This is a genomic window from Chitinophaga solisilvae (assembly GCF_009928525.1).
Classification (GTDB): Bacteria; Bacteroidota; Bacteroidia; order Chitinophagales; family Chitinophagaceae; genus Chitinophaga; species Chitinophaga solisilvae.
In genome coordinates, this window is the sequence record NZ_JAABOK010000005.1 from 510,141 (window position 1) to 528,476 (window position 18,336).

An 18,336-nucleotide genomic window follows, 5' to 3' on the forward strand; every position below is an offset into this window, starting at 1 on the left:
TGCTAAGCGAAATCTTTATTGTTTATCCCACCAAACGCGGGTGTTGAATGTGTTCGGTCCCTGTTTGCCGATAGCATCACTGTAGCTGGCAGCATTGGAGCTGGCTTCAGCAGCAGGATACAGCATTCTTCTCGGGATAACACCACCGTTGTTGTCGCCGGGATATACGATAGGTTTCAGTTTCGGGAAATCTGTTCTTCTCCAGTTGCTCCAGGCTTCGTACCAGTCGAGGAAGCAGTTGGCCCAGTACTGGGTGTTGATCTGCTCCAGGCCTTTAGCCGGATTGTAAGGGAAGGCAGCGAGGTAAGCGGTAACTTCACCGTCGGTGATAGCAGCGCTCTTATCATACTGTGCCAGCTGTTTGAAGGCAGCAGTTACACCATTGTTATAGTGGCTGGCAGCGTCTCCGCCGGGTATGTTCCATCCCAGTTGCTTGGCTTCGGCGAGCAGTAATTCAGTCTGCGCGGCAGTAACCAGGAACGTAGGACCATCCAGTTTCAGCCAGATGTTTTTCTGGATGTTGGAATATTTCAGGATGTCGCCGGGGTAGTTCGGCTCTTTCTTAATATCAGTAGCGCCTGCGTTGCTTTCATCGTAACCGTTAGGCATACCGATCTGTACGGAAGTATCCTTGGAACCGCCGGCTGTTACCTGCGCCAGGTATTTCAGTCTTGGATCCTTGTGCGATTTCAGGTAGTCGATGAAAGTTTTACCCAGGTAGATATTTCCTTTGCCGATGGCATCCCATTCTCCGGCCAGGATGTTGCTGTTCCTGTTCAGAGTGATTCTACCGCCGGAAACATCATGGATAATATAGGCGTTGTCGTCATTGCTGAGGATGGGACCGCCGGCAGCGCCTTTCTCCACCCAGGTGCGGGCATCGCCGGGAGCCACTTTGGACATACGCATACCAAGACGGATCATCAGCGAGTAGGCGAGTTTTTTCCATTGCGCTACTGCATTGTCGCCGCCACGGTAAATCAGGTCGCTTTTATCAATTTTATCTTTGGAATCATTCAGCGCTTTCGCAGCTTCATCCAGTTCTTTCAGCATGTCTGCATAGATAGCCTGCTGTGAATCGTAGGCAGGCGTATCGTTATCGCCGGTACCGGCCTGGAAGTAAGGCACGTAGCCATACAGGTCAGTAAGACGATGATAGATCAGCACACGGGCAATTCTGCCTACCTGATACAGGTTGGCATAGTTGGGCTTATCCTTTGTGGTTTTCAGCATGTCGTTCACATACTTGATCTGGTTGCCGTAAGCCAGCGTAAAGTAGCTGCTCGCAAAACCATCGTTCCTGCCGTATTTATCGCCGGAATACCAGCCGGTGGTAGAAGCCATCTGTTGGGTCATCAGACTCAGGTAGATGATATTCACACGCCATGTTTCAAAGCTGAAGTCATGATTCCCGGTATATTCCAGTTCTGCACGGGTGAGGTTGTACGTTGGATTATTGTTTTCCGGTAATACCCTGTTGGTATCCTTGTTCATGGACTCGAAATTCTTGGTACAGGAGCTCAGGAAAGACGCTGCAGGTACCGCCATTAGCATGATATATCTGGATAATGATTTCATGTGGTGTTGTTTAGATGTTCAGCAATTTCACTTTAGAATTTAACATTCAGATTCAGACCCAGCTGTCTGGTAGGTGGTACCACAGCGTATTCCAGACCTTGTGCGTTTCCACTGGTGTAGGAAGATTCAGGATCGATGTTCGGCGTATGTTTGGAGATATAGAAGAGATTTCTTCCTACCAGTGACAGGCTCAGACCACCGATTTTGTTGTTGAAAGCGCTGGCCGGGAAATTGTAGGTCAGGCTGATAGAACGGAATTTGATGAAATCAGCATTGTATACATGTACTGCGGAAATACCTGCTACTGCATTGTAATAGTTCTGGGCAGTTACATTTTTGCTTACTGGTTTACCATCTGCATCAACGCCTGTAACATTCACACCGCCTTCTCTGCCTGCCAGGGTTTCCTTATGCAGACCTACGCCATAGGCAGTTGAGTTGGTGGCAGAATAGATCACAGCACCGCTTTTGAAGTCGATCAGGAAGGAAAGGCCGAAACGTTTGTAGTTGAATTCGTTGTTCCATCCACCGGAAGTAGGCGCTACACCTGTACCGAAAGCTGACAGGGTATTAGCGCGCTGTGGTAAGCCGTCGCCATTCAGGATGAGGTTACCGTTACCGTCTTTCATATAGTCAAATGCTACCACCTGAGATACCGGTTTGCCTACTACGTGTTTGATATAGGCTGCTTCAGTTCTGGATTCGTCGATCTGCATGTCTGTCTGACCAGGAGCGAGTTCCAGCACCTTGTTGTTGTTTTTGGTATAGTTGAAGCTGGTGGTCCAGGTGAAGTCACGGGTTTTTACCGGTACTACTGTGAGCAACAGTTCAATACCCTTGTTTTCGATTTTACCTACGTTTACCAGTCTTCTTTCATAACCGGATGTGATAGATACAGTACCCGCAACGATGTCGTTCAGCGTTTGTTTTTTATACCACGCGAAGTCCAGGGAGATACGGTTCTTCAGGAATCCGAGTTGTGCGCCTACTTCTGTTTCCTTTACTTTCAGCGGTTGCAGGTTAGCGTTCGGGATTTCAACAGGCAGATCGGAGATCGGTGCGTTGTTGATAGTTCCCTGAGCGTTGTAGTACAGGTCTGTAGAGAAGATAGGAGCATCGCCACCTACCTGTGAGTAACCAGCTCTGATTTTACCGAAATTCAGCCAGGGCAGATTCAGTGTTTCAGAGAATACGTATGCCGCGTTGATGGAAGGATAGTTATACGAGTTGTTTTTTATCGGCAGGGTGCTGGACCAGTCGTTACGGTCTGTTACGTTCAGGAATATGGTGCTTTTGTAAGACAGCTCCAGTGATCCGTAAACAGAGTGTACTTCCTTGAGCGGTGTCTGAACATTCACAACGCGGTTAGCAGCAGTGCTGGGGTTGTAAATATCCCTGTATGCCAGACCATCCGCATTCATATCAATGCTCTTACCGTTGGTGCGCATGAAGTTACCACCGGCAGTGAAACCGAGGTTGAAATCTTTAGCCAGTTTTTTATTGATACCCACCATGATGTCCGTATTCAGCTCGTTCATGTTGCGGGTAAGATCCTGTACCAGTTTACCGGTTGGTTTGAAAGCGATACCTGAAGGCCAGATGCTGTTTGCGTTGAAGGCAAAGAAGTCATTGGTTACACGGCCCTGGATATATAACCATTCCAGTGCCTGATAGCGCAGACTGGCCATACCCATTACCCTGTCCTTATCGGTGAGGTTTTTCACTTTTCCGGCAGCGAAGTAAGGGTTGGTGTTATACTGGTTGTTGTTGTATTCTGTTTCTATGCCGGTATTCGGATCCCAGGCCGGATTGTCGAGCATATTGGCTCTTACGTTCGGAGGCAGGAACATGATACCGAAGTTACCGTTTGCCGGTGCATCGCTCACATTGGTACGGTTGGCGCGTTCTTTTATATAGGTAACGTTAGCCTGGCCGGACCATTTGTCATTCAGTTTAAAACTGAGGTCGATGTTGGCGTTGGTACGCTTGTAGTAAGCATTGGGATAAACAGACTGGTTACGCAGGTCACCCAGGGACACGCGGAAGGTAGTGTTTTCATTACCGCCGGAGAAGGCCACTGTGTTGGAGAGCGTAGTACCTGTTTTATAGAAGTCCTTGAAGTTGTGCTGGCTCTGGTCAACGTAAGGATGCTCCTTACCGTCAAAGAAAAAGGCATTCTGGCCATCCAGTTTTTCGCCCCATGACTGCAGACCGGTAGCTTTGCCGGAAGCTGCATTGGTAGGGCGTTTACCCAGCGTTCCCTGGCCGTACTCGCGCTGGAAGTCGCGGAAGTCCTGTACCTTGTCGATAGTGATGTTGCTGTTAACTTCTATACCAAGACCTTTACGGGATTTGCCTGATTTGGTAGTGATGAGGATAACGCCGTTGATACCACGTTGTCCGTACAGGGCAGCAGCAGCGCCACCTTTCAGTACGGTCATATCTTCGATGTCGTCGGGGTTGATGCTGGAGATACCATCACCATAATCCGCACCGCCGAATTTACTGGGGTTACCCTGGTTGTCGTTGCTGATGGGAATACCATTCACCACATACAGCGGCTGGTTGTTATAGGAGAGAGAGGAGTTACCACGGATAGTTACGCGGGAAGAGCCACCTGCGCCTGTTGCTGGCGCGGAGCTGTTGACGCCGGCAATTTTACCCACGAGCGCATTGGCCACGTTGATCTCACGTGCCTGTGTGAACTCGCTGCCTTTTACTTTGGTCATGGCATAACCGATACTTTTCTCTTCTTTCTTGATACCGAGTGCGGTTACTACCAGTTCATTCAGTCCGGTAGCTGATTCTTCCAGCACTACCTGCAAATGATCTGAAGAACCTACCGTTACTTCTTTAGGAGCATAGCCTACAAAGCGGAATACCAGTACGTCTCCCGGTTTTGCTGCAATGCTGAATTTACCGTCAGCACCTACAGATGTTCCTTTAGTGCTGCCTTTAATAAGGACGGTCACTCCCGGAAGAACAGCGCCGGACTTATCTTTCACGGTGCCTTGTACATCCTTCTGCTGAAAGTTTGCATGCCAGACACTGGAGTTAGCGGCGCTGGCAGCCGTGGCTGCGAAAGCGTTCAGCGTCAGCGCAGTGCTGAGTGCCATTCCGGTGGCAACGCATGCTTTCATGAGGCGTAGGTTTTTTTTCATACTTGCCTTTTTTGATTTTGGATGATTTTATGAAATAGAATGCCCGGATGTTGCACAAGTGAACATCAGTTGTTATTAGTGAACCGCCGGGAATTATCGTAGAATTCCTCTCTAATATGAATACTGGCTACATGTCAGGAGTTGTTCTTCATTACGTGTTATTAAAAAATTCAGATCACAGCAGAGAGGTCGTATGATGATCTGACTGGTACTATCGCAAAATGAAATTTTTGCAAATTTTTTCTGCAAAAATTTCTCATCGTGTATCGTGTACACATAGCCGCTATAAAAAAAATATGCCGGTCCTCGATAGGACCGGCGTTTTTTTTATGCACGCGATTCAAAATAAGACGTTTGTTGTAATCATGGCTTATCCCACCAGAGGCGCGTTCCTCCGTTGTCTCCGCCGGTTCCGAGTAACTGAACGGCTTTCTCTACTTCAGCCTTGTTGGCAGTATATTCTGACGATGGGAATGGTATTCTTCTGATCTGAACATCGCTGTTAATTGTTCCGCCACTCATATTATTTACAACCGGGAACAGTTTGGGATAACCTGTTCTGCGGTATTCACTCCAGGCTTCCTGCCCCTCAGGATAAATTGCAATCCATTTCTGCGTGATGATACGTTCCAGTTTAACTGCTTCTGAAGCTGCATCATCCCATTTGATACTTAATTTACCCATCGCAGCAATGTTGTTATCCTTGTTCTGCGGATCTACATAATCAATCGGCTTGCTGGTATTATCTGCCAGGTAACTGGTTTGTGTGAGCGGATCCACATCCCACTGATTCAGCGAGGTACGTACGCCTTTTTCATACAGTTCGGCAGGAGTACCGCCGGCATTGGCAAAGCTATAAAGCGATGCTTCTGCCCGGAGGAACCATACTTCTGCTGCTGTCATCAGCTGAATGGGCGTATTGTTGCGGAAAGTTTTGGTTTCATTCACCGCCGGGATGGAATAACCGGTGTATCCTGGTTTGGACGTTACAAGGCTGCCGATGCGGATACCTTTATAAGTGCCGGGATATTTGGTGGAATGATCGTAATATTTAGGCAGGCGCGGATCTTTATAACCTACCAGGTAAGATTCCATGGAGGCGTTCATGGCATTGTCCGTCCAGGCAGTAAGAATAGTATACAGCGGATGTTTCAGACCGAAACCGGAAACGTTGGCATTGTCTTTCGGAATCTCCATTACACCACCCCTGGAAGGATCCAGTGCTTTTTCTGCTTCTGCTTTAGCCATGGCGCGGTTAACTTTACTTACACGCATAGCCAGGCGGAGCCGCAGGGAGTTGCCGAATTTAATCCATTGTTTGTAGTCGCCGGCATACAGCATATCAAATTTGCTGAACAGGTTCACACCCGGATGCTCTGCTACATATTTATTCAGGGAATTTACAGCGGAGTCCAGTTCCAGGAAGAAGCGTTTGTAAACATCTTCCTGTTTGTCGTAGGAAGAAGAGGTACCACCGCTGCCGAAGCTGCTGTAAGGAATAGGACCGTAGATGTCTGTTACACGGTGCATGGCCTCCACTTTCAGGATCAGCGCAATAGCCCAGAACTCAGGCGCTGCCTGCGGTGCGCCCCTGCGCCTTACTTCTGCGATAGGCGCCATCACATTTACATATGCCAGGTTGAAGGCAGACTGGTTCCAGCCGTCTACCAGCGAATAGGTCATGTTGTTGATGTTACCGCGGAAGTTATTCGGCGGCATCATATAACCGGAGTATACATCTCCCATCAGGTTCTGCTGTAACTGGTAATCACCGGTAGTATTACCAAAGTTAAAGTAGATAGATGACTGTATCTGGGGAAAGAAACCGCCGATATACATGAAATCGGGTACCAGCATATCATCCGTCAGACCTGTATTATCGGTATTGTATTCTTCAAAGTTTTTTGTACAGGAGCTGCTCAGCATAGCCATCATCAGGGTAATGACGGCAAGCGGCGTATATAGTTTGAATCTGATCTTTTTCATCTGCTTTGAATTAAAGGTGAACATCATTAGAATCCAACATTCAGGTTAAGACCAAAGCTGCGGGTAGCAGGCAGGCCGAACATATCCACACCGGCAAGTCCGTTGTTTGTTGACATGGTCACTTCCGGATCATACGGCGCTTTTTTGGAGATATACCACAGGTTTCTGCCGATGAGCGATAAACGCAGGCTTCTTACAAAACCTTTTCCCAATACTTTGGAAGGAACGGCATAACCCAGGGATAATTCACGCAGCCTTACTACGGTGGCATCGTAGAGATATTCGCCGGAAACGCCGTCACGGCCGCCGAGCGCGCCATACCACGTAGCGGCATCTATCTTGTTAACCGGTTGTTTGTTGGCTTCGTATACACCATCAATGGTTACGCCGCCGTTCTTACGGGCTTCGCCGCTTCTTTCAGATACGCCATATTTGTCCAGTACGGCTTCTGTCATAGACATTACCTTGCCGCCGAATTTACCGTCTACCAGGAAGCTCAGGGTAAAGTCCTTGTAGCTGAGCGTATTGCTCCAGCCGCCCTGCCATTTAGGGTTAGGGTTGCCTACAAATACCTGGTCAGAAGTTACCAGTGGCTTGTTATCTGCATCGATGAGGATACGGCCGTTTTCATCACGTTTCAGCGCCTTGCCGTAGATATCGCCATAGGAACCGCCTTTGGCGAGTACAGAGGAGAAGGTGTTGGAGCCCGGAGGTGTCAGGATGAACTGATCTACGTTGTCTGCCAGCTCCAGCACGGTATTTTTGTTATGGGAATAGTTCAGTGAAGTATTCCATCTGAAATCATTTGTTTTGATGACATCATATCCTACCAATACTTCAATACCGGTGTTCTGGATATTACCACCGTTGATGAAGGCCTGGCTTTTACCGGTACCCGGCGCAATGGCGATCTGGAAGAACTGGTTGATGGTATTGGTTTTATAGTAGGTGAAGTCGAAGTTCAGCCTGTTATTCAGGAAACGCCATTCCGTACCGATTTCAAACGATTTTGTTTTTTCAGGTTTCAGATCCCTGAAGGCACGCACGGAGTTGAAGGCGATGGTACCGCCTACTACGCCCAGGGTGTTAACAGGGTTGGTTACATAAACAGGTACTGCGTTACCCACGATGGCGTAGGAGCCGCGGAGTTTTGCGTAGCTTACCGGTTCGCCCAGGTTCAGCAACTGGTGTAACATGAATGAGAGGCCGGCAGAGGGATAAAAGTAGGAGCCGTTGGGGGTAAAGGATAAAGTAGATGCCCAGTCGTTACGGCCGCTCAGATCAAGGAATACGAGGTCTTTATAAGACAGGTTCACACTGGCGAATAAAGCCTGCAGCTGGCTGTGTGCTTCTCTGGCAGTCTGTATCTGGCTGCCCGGAGCCATGTTCTGCAGCGTAAAGGAGTTCGCCACATACAGGTCGCCCAGGAAGCTGTCGCCGGACATGCCTTTGGTTTTGTTATCCAGGATGCTGCTACCAGCCAGCGCATTCAGCTTGAAGCTGCCGAGCTGTTTGTTGAAGTTCAGGATAACGTCGCCGTAAGACTGTGTATTGGTCAGGTTGTTCATGAGGTAACGACCGTTCGGGCCAGCCAGCACTCCGTTGGTGCCTGCATAGAAACGGGCATCGTAGGTGTCGTTGGTGCGGTCTATGTTACCACGTACCTGTAAGTATAACCAGTCAGCGAAATCATATTTGAGAGAGAGACTTAACAGCGTTCTGTTACGAACGGTGGTACTTGGATTTTTGTTTACAATCCAGTATGGGTTTTGTTGAACATCTTCATTGAAAGGCCAGTTCTGTAAGTCTATCTTTCTGGTATTATCGAACTGGGTATATTGATTTTTGTAGGGAGATAAATCTTTTCCTCTTGGAAACAGGTACAAACCGGTGAGCGGGTTAAAGTACAAACCGCTGGAGGGGCCGTTTTCCAGGTTTTGTTTCACGATGTTGGCACTACCATCCACCGTGAGTTTATCGTTCAGGAATTTGGCGGTTTCCCGGATGGTGAAGTTATGTCTGTTCAGTTCGTTGCCGGGCATTATGCCGGTAGCATGTGTGTTAGCATAGGAGAAAAACGTTTGTGCTTTCTCGTTACCACCGGTGAAGTTGATGGAATTGATCCAGGTATTTCCGGTGCGGAAGAAATCGGATATATTATCAGGCGCATTGCTGATTTCTTTGCCCCAGCTGTTGGTGGAACCCGGTTCTGTTTCGCCGTAGGAGTTCTGCAGCTTTGGTTTGTAGGCAACTTTGTCCAGGGTAAAACCGCTGGAGAATTCTATTTTGGCAATACCGGATTTACCTTTTTTGGTAGTGATGAGGATAACGCCGTTGGCAGCCTGGCTGCCATAGAGTGCGGAAGCGGAAGCGCCTTTCAGCACCTGGATGCTTTCCACATCGTCGGGGTTCAGGTTGGAGATACCATCGCCGCCGTCGCGGCCGGGAGAGAAGGTAGTGTTACCATCGCCGCCCCAGGTACTGTTAGGCTGCTGGGTGGTGTAGTTGGTAACGGGAATACCATCAATAACATACAATGGCTGGTTAGTGCTTTGTGCTGATTTATTACCGCGCAGTGTCACTTTTACGGAACCGCCTACGCCGGAACTGCTTCTGCTGATGGTTACACCGGCGGCTTTACCGTTGATGGAGTTCATCAGGTTCGCATCCTTTGCGGTGGTGAGTTCTTCGCCGCCTATTCTTTGTGTGGCATAGGTAAGGGATTTGGCGGTCTTCTTTACACCGAGTGCGGTAACTACCAATTCATTTAATCCTTTTACATTGTCGTCCATTTTTACACTGACAGTTGTGCCGGCTCCCACGGTTACTTCCTGTGGGGCAAAGCCGATGGAGCTGAATACCAATACATCACCGCTTTTAGCGTTCAGATGAAACTGGCCGCTGGCATTTGTCTGCGCACCTCTGTTGGTGCCTTTTACCTGTACGGATACGCCTGGCAATGGCGCACCTTTGCTATCCCGTACAGTTCCGCTTATTTCCTTCTCCTGTTGAATGCTACGAAATGAAGCTGTGGGCGGATAAGTATAGCCGGCAGCCTTCACATACGCATGGTCTGCTAATATGGAAGTGAGCGCCAGTCCCGTAACAGCACACACTTTCATAAGGCGTAGGTTTGTTTTCATACTTGCCTGTTTTTTTGTGAATAATGGTATTTAACTTGTTGAAAAAAATTTACCATCGAATTGCGTGCATGAATATTATACCATTCCCTTCCGGCATCAGCCAAAAGAAGTCCCGCAGCATGGCGTGCGACCATACCTTGTCACGTGGTGATTAAAAAATGAATTTGAATTTGTGATGGGTACCTGCCCGGATCCGATAGCGTGCTGAACGTTGATGTCTGTTGCGGTTGTTGGCTGAATCCCGGCAATACCTGCTGTAATAGTTTTTCTACATGAAATTGTATTTAATCAATTCTGGTGATACGCACCGCTGCAATCGTCACCTGCAGCTATGCAACGGTAAAGATGTCGTGTGGTAAAAACAATGGTACCATCAGTAACAAAAAAAAATTATTTCCTGTCCCACCATAGGCGGGTGCCTCCGTCATCATCGTCTTTAAGCGTACGTATGGCGCGTTCCAGCGCCCTGGGGTTGGTGGTCTGCTCTATCTGTGGCATAGGCAGGCGGCGGATAAAAGTACCCTGCGGGATTGTATTGCCACTGTTATTGATAACCACCGGGAATAACCTGGGGTAACCGGTACGCCTGAATTCACTCCAGGCTTCCTGCCCTTCGGGAAACATTGCTATCCATTTCTGGGTGATGATACGTTCCAGCTTTTTCTCCAGGGAGGCGCCCTCTTCCCATTTAATGGTAATGGTACTCAGATGCGGACTGCCGGCTAATACATTGTTGACCTCGTTCTGCGGATCAATATAGGGCCTGGGCCGGCTGGTGCTGTTATTCGTATATTCGGTAACGTTAGGTATCTGGTATTGGGCGAAAGAAGTGCTGATACCCTTTTCGTAATTCGTGGCAGCATTGCCGGCATTCGCCCAGCCATATAGTGCTGCTTCTGCCTTCAGGAACCAGGATTCTGCTGCTGTCATGAATTGTATTTTGTTAGGAAACCTGACTAGTTGGGAGAATCCTGAATATTCTTCCTTGGCGGCAATGGCGATACCGTTACGGATGCCGTGATATGTAGCAGCGCCGTCTGTAGGCACAAAGTAGTAAGGTAAGCGCGGATCATTGTAGCCGGTAAGTATGGACTCCATCGGAGCGCTCATACGCAGGTCCGCCCAGGTGTAACACATGATGTTCAGCGGATGTGTGACGGGAGCGATGTTGACAGTGAAATTTTCCTGGTAGGCTTCCAGCAGCCCCAGCGGATGGGCCAGCGCCTTTTCACCTTCATATCTCGCCTTGTCCTCGTTTACGGTGGAAATACGTATGGCCAGCCGCAGCCGCAGCGTATTGGCAAATTTTACCCACTTGCGGTAATCCCCGTTATACACAAGATCGAAGTGCTGAAACCGCTGCTCGTCATTCCGGTTAATACAGGCGGTCAGGGTGTCAATGGCTTCGTTCAGGTCTTTGAAAAAAGCTGTGTATGCTTCTTCCTGCGAATCAAAGTCCACGCCCTGCTCATTGTTGATATGTCCGTAATGCGTATAGATGATAGGTCCGTAGATATCGCTGATACGATGCATGGCTTCTACTTTCAGTATCTGTGCCCACGCATAGAAATCGGAATAATGACCTTTGGCTTTCTGCTGGGCAAAATCGCAGGTCTTCATCACATTGCCATAGGTAACCGTCCAGGGTTTGTTGTTCCAGTAATACAACAGGCCGTAATTGGTGTTGTTGATGTTACCTTCAAAAGGGGTAGGCGACATCATATATCCGGAGAATACATCTGCATTCAGATTCTGTTGCAGCTGCGCGGTCGGAGGGTCGTTGTAGATGAGCAGGTTCAGCTGGGCCTGCGACAAAGGCTCGCCCATCAGCTGGAAGTCTGCCTGCAGGTCATCTTCCCCGAAACCGTAGGGGTTTTTGTTTATCTCGCCAAATTTCTTGACACAACTGCTTCCCAGCATCATTATGGCGATAGCCACCAGCGCTGTATATCTCCGGCTTTTCATTTGTGCGTTTTTAAAATCCGATTTTCAGGTTAATACCGGTACTCCGCGTAGGCGGCAGCCCGAACACATCTACCCCACCCAATCCGTTGGTAGTACCCATAGATACTTCCGGATCAAACGGCGCATCCAGTTTAAAGAAAAACAGGTTACGGCCGATGATGCCGGCGCGTAGGCTTTTGACCCATTTCCATTTCAGCGGAATAAGATAGCTGAGACTCAGCTCCCGCAAACGTATATTGGTAGCGTCGTACATATACATCTCCCCGATACCGGCCCTGCCACCGATGGTGGTATAGTAGGCCTGCGCATCAATCTTGCCGGTGAACGGCGTACCGTCTTCCTGCACGGCATCTATCACTACGCCGCCATTATCGCGGGCATTGGCGGTAACAGCGCTGACGCCGTACCAGTCCAGCACTGCCTGCGTAACACTCATCACTTTTCCACCGAAACGGCCATCTACCAGGAAGCTGAGGGAGAAGTTACGGTACTCCAGGGTGTTGTTCCATCCCAGCATGAAATCAGGGCTGGGGTTGCCGACTCTTTTGAAAGTGCCGCGTGTCCGCAGTTTACCTTCGCTGTCTACAATAATCTGTCCTTTCTGGTTGCGCACCAGTTCCTTGTTGGAGTAAATGTCGCCCCAGGAGCCGCCTTCCTTGATGTATGCCCCGAACATATTCACGCCGAATTCTGTCAGGGTGAACATATTGGTATTATCTGCACCGGGAATATTGATATTACTGAGTTTAATTACCTTATTCCGGTTGGTGGAAAAATTCAGGGTGCTGTTCCAGGTAACCGCTTTATTACGTATAGGTGTTACCGTTAGTGCTGCTTCCAGTCCCTGGTTCTGTATATTTCCCATGTTGAGATAATAGGTCATATACCGGGATCCCGGAGGGGCGGGCACTTCCATGTACTGCTTGTAGTTATTGTTTTTATAGAAGGTAACATCCAGGTGTACGCGGTTGCCGAAGAGGCGTGTTTCCAGGCCGGCTTCGAAGGAGCGGTTATCTTCAGGTTCCAGGAATACGCCGGGATAAGGTGTTTTCTGATTCAGTACTACCCTGGTAACGCCGGCAATGGTCTGCAGGCCGAATATGGAAGGCCTGGAAGAATAGGCGGCAATATCATTTCCTACTTTGGCGTAGGAGATGCGCGTACGCAGAAGATCTATATATTTCGGCATCTTAAACATATCATTCCAGATGGCGGAAATGCCGGCAGAATAATAGAAGTAGCCTTTCTCCAGGGTGGGCGTAAAGGCAAAGGTACTGGACCAGTCGTTGCGACCGGTAAGATCCAGGAAGACAAAATTTTTGATGCCCAGCTGTGCGTTGGCGAAGACCGCCTGCAGTTGCCGCTGGTCCACATTGTGCTGTGCATCCAGCGAATTGTTGGAAATATTGGTAACGGCGAATTTGTTAGGGTAGTTAAGACCGGGATCTGCATTGGGATTGGCGCCACTGAAGGTTCTTTCATGCGCTTTGATATCCGTGATACTGGACCCGATGTTTCCGGCCAGGTGCAGCCAGCTGTTGATCTTGCTGCTGGCATTCACCATAATGTCTGCATACAGCTGGGTATTAAACTCCCGTTCCAGCGTATACCGGCCGTTGGAGCCAGACAGTACCACCTGTGTGCCTGCGTAGGCTTCCAGTTCGTACTGGTCCAGCGATTTGTCGAAACTGCCGCGGCCCTTGAGGGACAGCCAGCTGTTGAGCTGGTAGCTGAGCGCCAGGGATGCCATGCCACGATAACGGGAATCCAGCCGCAGATTGCGTTCCAGCGCCCACACCGGGTTCTGCTGGTCATCCTGCCCGATCCATTTTTTATCATTGCGGATGTTCCACCAGTTCTGCATGTACAGGCTACGCGTTTTATCAAAGTATTCGAAATTATCGCGGTAGTAGTTGAAGTCCTGTCCGCGCGGAAAGGTATAGAGGCCGGAGATTGGGCTGAAGTACAATCCGGACGATAACCGGTTGTTGGTTTGCTGTGCCAGGAAGGATACGTTGGCATCCATTACCAGTTTGTTGTTCAGCAGTTTCAGTGTTTCCCTGAAGTTGAGGGTATGCCGGTCAAATTTATTGGTAGGCAATATGCCTTTGTTGTTGGTGTTGGAATAGGAAAAATAACTCTGTGCTGTTTCGGTGCCGCCGCTGAAGGCGATGGTATTGGTCCAGGTGTGGCCGGTATTATAGAACGGGCGCACATGGTCGGGGGCTTGTATGGCTTTGCCCCAGCTGCCGAGGGAGCCGGGTTGGGGAATGCCTACCTTATCCGGTCCCGGAGGGTCTGTCTGTGCATACCGGTATTGTAGTCCGGGTAGCAGGGACGGTGTTTCCAGGGTAAAATCGGAGGATACATCAATCTTGTTTCTGCCGGGGCGTCCTTTTTTGGTGGTGATGAGGATAACGCCGTTGGCTGCCTGGCTGCCATACAGCGCTGCTGCGGATGCGCCTTTGAGGATGCTGATGCTCTCAATGTCATCCGGGTTGATATTAGAAATGCCGTCGCCGCCATCGCGGCCGCCGGCGCCGATGATGTTGTTGGACTGGCCCCATACATCCTGTGGCTGCGAGGGGGTGAAGTTGGCGTATGGTACGCCATCTACAATATAGAGCGGCTGATTCTCGCGGGTAGATTTATTACCGCGGAGAATAACGCGGACAGAGCCGCCGATACCGGAAGCGCTGCGGGTAACGGAAACGCCTGCGGTTTTGCCGCTGAGACAATTAATGACATTGGCGTCTTTCACGAGGGAGAGATCGTCGCCGTCGAGCTGCTGGGTGGCATAGGGGAGTTCCCTTGATTTTTTCTGAATGCCCAGGGCGGTCACCACCAGTTCGCTGAGCGCTTTGATATTTTCCCGCAGAATGAGATTGATTTCGCTGTCGGTACCAACGGTTATTTCGCGGTTGAGGTAGCCGACGGAGCTGAAAATAAGTACATCGCCGGGGTAGGCTCTGATGTTGAAGCCTGCCTCAGCGTTGGTCTGCGTGCCTTTATTGGTGTTTTTGATTTGTACGGTTACTCCCTGAAGTGGCGTGCCTTTGCTGTCGCGTACAGTTCCGGTTATTTCTCTTTCAAGTGAAACGTGCTTTAGCAGGTCTACAGTGGGTGTATTACTGGTATCACTTTCTGCGCCTACGATTATTTTGTTATTAATGCGGGTAAACTTTAGTCCGGTCTGATCTGATAATAACGCCAGTACGTCTTCTATCGGTGTTTTGGTGCAATGTAATGAAACCTTTTTCTTCAGGTTCAGATCAGTTTTGTCGTAATGAAAGTTTAGCCCTGTTTTAGCCGAAATTTCGGCGATTACATCTTCCAGGTTTTTATTTTTCACCTGGATACTGACAAGGATAGTACCGGGAGGGTGTTGGGTCAGCGTGATAGCGCTGGTTAAGGTGTTCAAGCTCCCGGCCAACAGCAGTGTCAGCATCAGCCCCATGGATAGAAACCATATCATGGGGCATGGCTTTACCCTCATATGAGCTATTTTTGATTTACAAGATAAACGGTATCTTTTTTAATGGTATAAGAAAGTGATTTGGCGATACAAATGATGTCCATAACTTCGGCAAGATTTTCATTTTTAAAGCTGCCGGTGTAATTCCATGCTGTTTTATTACTTTGGTTGATAACAGTAACTCCATAACGGTTTTCAATTCCTGTTACAATTTCCTTATACGGAGCGTCTTTAAATACGAGGTAGCCCTGCTTCCAGGCGGTGACTTCGTCGGGTTTGCCGAAGGAAGTTTTAATCATACTGAGCTGGAGGCAGTCGAAGCTGATCTGTTCGCTGGGGAGCAGTACCATGGCGGTGTTGCTCTTGCTGTTGAGTTGTTCGATTTTTACTTTACCGGAAATCAGTGCTACGGTAACTTTATTTTCGCTGTCATAGGCCCTGATATTGAAAGCGGTGCCCAACGCAGTGGTGGCAAGATCGGAGGTACGCACCACAAATCTGCGGGCAGGATCCGGAGCGGCCACGAAGTAGGCTTCTCCTTCCTGCAGCTGCACGCTTCTTTCAGTACTGTCAAAATCAACGGGGTAGCGTAAGCGGCTGCCTGCGTTCAGGGCAATGGTGCTGCCATCCGGCAGGGTAATATTTTCTCTGGCTCCTTTTGCGGTGGTAATTTCCACGAAGCCGTCTTTAACGATGCGGGTACTGCCTGTTGCGGGCAGCTGGGCCAGTGGCTGGCTGCCGGTATGGTCTGCGGATAAGGGCCTGTTGCTGAACCAGAAGGCGCCGGCGGCCAGCACTACGGCAGCCGCTGCGGCAGACCAGTACCAGGGGCGCATATTGCGCACCTGTGGTGCAGGCCTGATATGTTCCTGAATGCGCAGTTTTACTTCATCGAGTTGCTGGTCGAGGATCCGGTCGTCTGCAATAACAGACTGGCGGCTGTTGATCTGCTCAAACCATTTATCTATAATATCCGCTTCCTCCGGTGAGCAACTCCCCTGATTATATCGCTCCAGCAATATTTTTATCTGTTCTGTGTCCACCTGATAGCGTTTTTTGGATGTGCATGTAAGTCGTAATAACGTGGAAAAGGTACCATTTACTCTTAAAAATTTTTAGGTATGAGTATTACTTGCAGCCAGGAGTACAGATATTACCAATAATATCATATCTGTCTGGGCATAGTTGGTACGTAATATCTTTAAAGCTTTGGTAATCTGGTTTTTGACGGTTTGCTGGGACAGTCCCAGGTGAGTGGAGATCTGTTCAATGGAAAGGTTCTCAAACCTGCTGAGCATAAATATTTCCTTCATGCGTTCCGGCAGGTGATTGATGGCTTCAAACAGTTCCTGTGTTCTGGCCTTATAGTCTACAGTGTCTACTATGGAATGCGGCTGCGCATCAAAATGCTCAATCAGCTGCTGCAGGTATTTGCGGTAGGTGGCATTCTTGCGGTAGATGTCAATAATTTTATGACGGGCTGCCTGGTAGAGATACGATTTCAGCGATTCCTGCAAGACTAATGTCTTTCTCTTCTCCCACAGGGAAATAAACAGGTCCTGCAGCACATCCTTACTGATCTCTGCGGTATCGAGCTTGCTGTAGATAAAGAGATACAACATTTTACTGTACCGGTCGTAGATGGCATTGAAGGCTGCGCTGTCGTCGCTTTTCAAAAGCGATAATAACTGGTTATCTGAATAACTGCTGAACATTGAATTACAGTAGCAACTTAGACGTTTTGGTTGAATACTAAAATGAAAGTAAGAAGAATATTTGAGATTTTATTATTTGGTTATCTGAGATTTTGCTGTCATGCAGGATATACTTCAGAAGTTATTGGTACAAGGTATTTCATGAATTGCAGCAAAATCTCAGATAACCAAATAATAAAATCTCAAATAATATTATGCTTCTTTCAAACGTAGCTCATTCTTGTACTCCTTCGGTGTCTTTCCTACTATTTCCTTGAAGAAGCGGTTAAAGTTGGACAGGTTTTTAAAGCCGCAGCTGTAGGCTATTTCGGCTATGGACCAGTCTTCCTCGGTGAGGCGCTTGCAGGCATGGCCGATGCGTACTTCATTCAGGAACTGTACAAACGACTTTTTGGTGCGGTTTTTAAAGAACCTGCAGAATGACTGCGGGGAGAGATTGGTGATACTGGCTACATCCTGTAGTGAAATTTCTTTCGGGAAGTTATTCATGACGTACTTGAAAACTTCGTCGATCTTGTGGTTGTCCTTCACGTTGTAGGCATGCGAGTAGCCGGTACTGGCCAGGTAGTAGCAGTCTTTTGTTTCGGATAATGTTTTGAGAATGCCGAGCAGTGAGATGATCCGCTCCAGGCCCTCTTTACGGGGGAGGGAAAGGATTTCCGGCTTCAGCCTGTCGTAGGTAGGACCGGTGATTTTCATGCCCCGCTGCGCCCGGTGGAACAGTTCCGTGAGTGCCTTCGTTTCAGGCAGGCCATAAAATTTTTCGCCAAAAATGTCTTTCGGAAAATAAATCACCACAGAGCGGGCCTTCAGGTTTTCATCTCCCTTGTAATATTCTTCTTCATTATACCACACATGCGGAATGTGAGGCCCCAGAAATACCATGTCACCTTCTTCAAAGCTCTCAATGCTGTCTCCTACAATTCTCTTCCCGTGGCTCTCCGTAACAAATACCAGCTCGCACTCCGGATGAAAATGGAACGGCGTGTTAAAATACGGATCACATCTCTCTATGATAGTGATCTGGTTATCGGCAAAAGCCCCAACTTTAATAAGAATGGGTTTCATTCATGTATTAATTTAAACTGCTTTTTACATGGTATTACCCTGTTTAGTATTACCATTGTCCTATGAATGTTGCCAAATTATTAAAAATTGGTTAAAAAAACATCATTCTCCCGAAAATGACCCTTACATGTCATATATCTCTGCCCGCCGATAATTTTTCCCTTATTTGGATAAATTCCGGCAAGGACGTAAATTGTTGTTTTCATTTTGTAATTTACGCTGGGCTAAATCGATATAGCAACTGT

9 protein-coding genes are annotated in these 18,336 nt (G+C 48.4%); all 9 read right to left on the minus strand.

Annotation, left to right across the window (positions count from 1 at the left end):
• Nucleotides 1-15 precede the first annotated feature (15 nt).
• The 9 genes from GWG06_RS13080 to GWG06_RS13120 all read right to left on the minus strand — a co-directional run bounded on the left by GWG06_RS13080 (nucleotide 16) and on the right by GWG06_RS13120 (nucleotide 18,091).
• Nucleotides 16-1,578 carry a SusD/RagB family nutrient-binding outer membrane lipoprotein gene (locus GWG06_RS13080; protein ID WP_127037807.1) on the minus strand — a complete coding sequence of 521 codons (1,563 nt, stop codon included), beginning with the start codon at nucleotides 1,576-1,578 and terminating at the stop codon, nucleotides 16-18.
• Between the two features lie 32 nt (nucleotides 1,579-1,610).
• A complete protein-coding gene (locus tag GWG06_RS13085; protein ID WP_127037805.1) occupies nucleotides 1,611-4,739 on the minus strand; it encodes a SusC/RagA family TonB-linked outer membrane protein in 3,129 nt (1,042 codons plus the stop codon).
• Nucleotides 4,740-5,102: 363 nt separating this feature from the next.
• Entirely contained in the window at nucleotides 5,103-6,725 is a 1,623-nt protein-coding gene (locus GWG06_RS13090; protein ID WP_127037803.1) for a SusD/RagB family nutrient-binding outer membrane lipoprotein, read from the minus strand.
• Nucleotides 6,726-6,751: 26 nt separating this feature from the next.
• Entirely contained in the window at nucleotides 6,752-9,868 is a 3,117-nt protein-coding gene (locus tag GWG06_RS13095) for a SusC/RagA family TonB-linked outer membrane protein (protein WP_202183011.1), read from the minus strand.
• A gap of 390 nt (nucleotides 9,869-10,258) precedes the next feature.
• Nucleotides 10,259-11,833 carry a SusD/RagB family nutrient-binding outer membrane lipoprotein gene (locus GWG06_RS13100; RefSeq protein WP_160713716.1) on the minus strand — a complete coding sequence of 525 codons (1,575 nt, stop codon included), beginning with the start codon at nucleotides 11,831-11,833 and terminating at the stop codon, nucleotides 10,259-10,261.
• Between the two features lie 10 nt (nucleotides 11,834-11,843).
• On the minus strand, nucleotides 11,844-15,308 hold the full coding sequence (locus GWG06_RS13105; RefSeq protein WP_160713718.1) for a SusC/RagA family TonB-linked outer membrane protein: 3,465 nt from the start codon (nucleotides 15,306-15,308) through the stop codon (nucleotides 11,844-11,846).
• A gap of 26 nt (nucleotides 15,309-15,334) precedes the next feature.
• On the minus strand, nucleotides 15,335-16,351 hold the full coding sequence (locus tag GWG06_RS13110) for a FecR family protein (RefSeq protein WP_160713720.1): 1,017 nt from the start codon (nucleotides 16,349-16,351) through the stop codon (nucleotides 15,335-15,337).
• A 72-nt stretch (nucleotides 16,352-16,423) separates the two neighbouring features.
• A complete protein-coding gene (locus GWG06_RS13115) occupies nucleotides 16,424-17,023 on the minus strand; it encodes an RNA polymerase sigma factor (protein WP_127037795.1) in 600 nt (199 codons plus the stop codon).
• 192 nt (nucleotides 17,024-17,215) lie between these two features.
• Entirely contained in the window at nucleotides 17,216-18,091 is an 876-nt protein-coding gene (locus tag GWG06_RS13120; RefSeq protein WP_127037793.1) for an AraC family transcriptional regulator, read from the minus strand.
• Nucleotides 18,092-18,336: the final 245 nt, after the last annotated feature.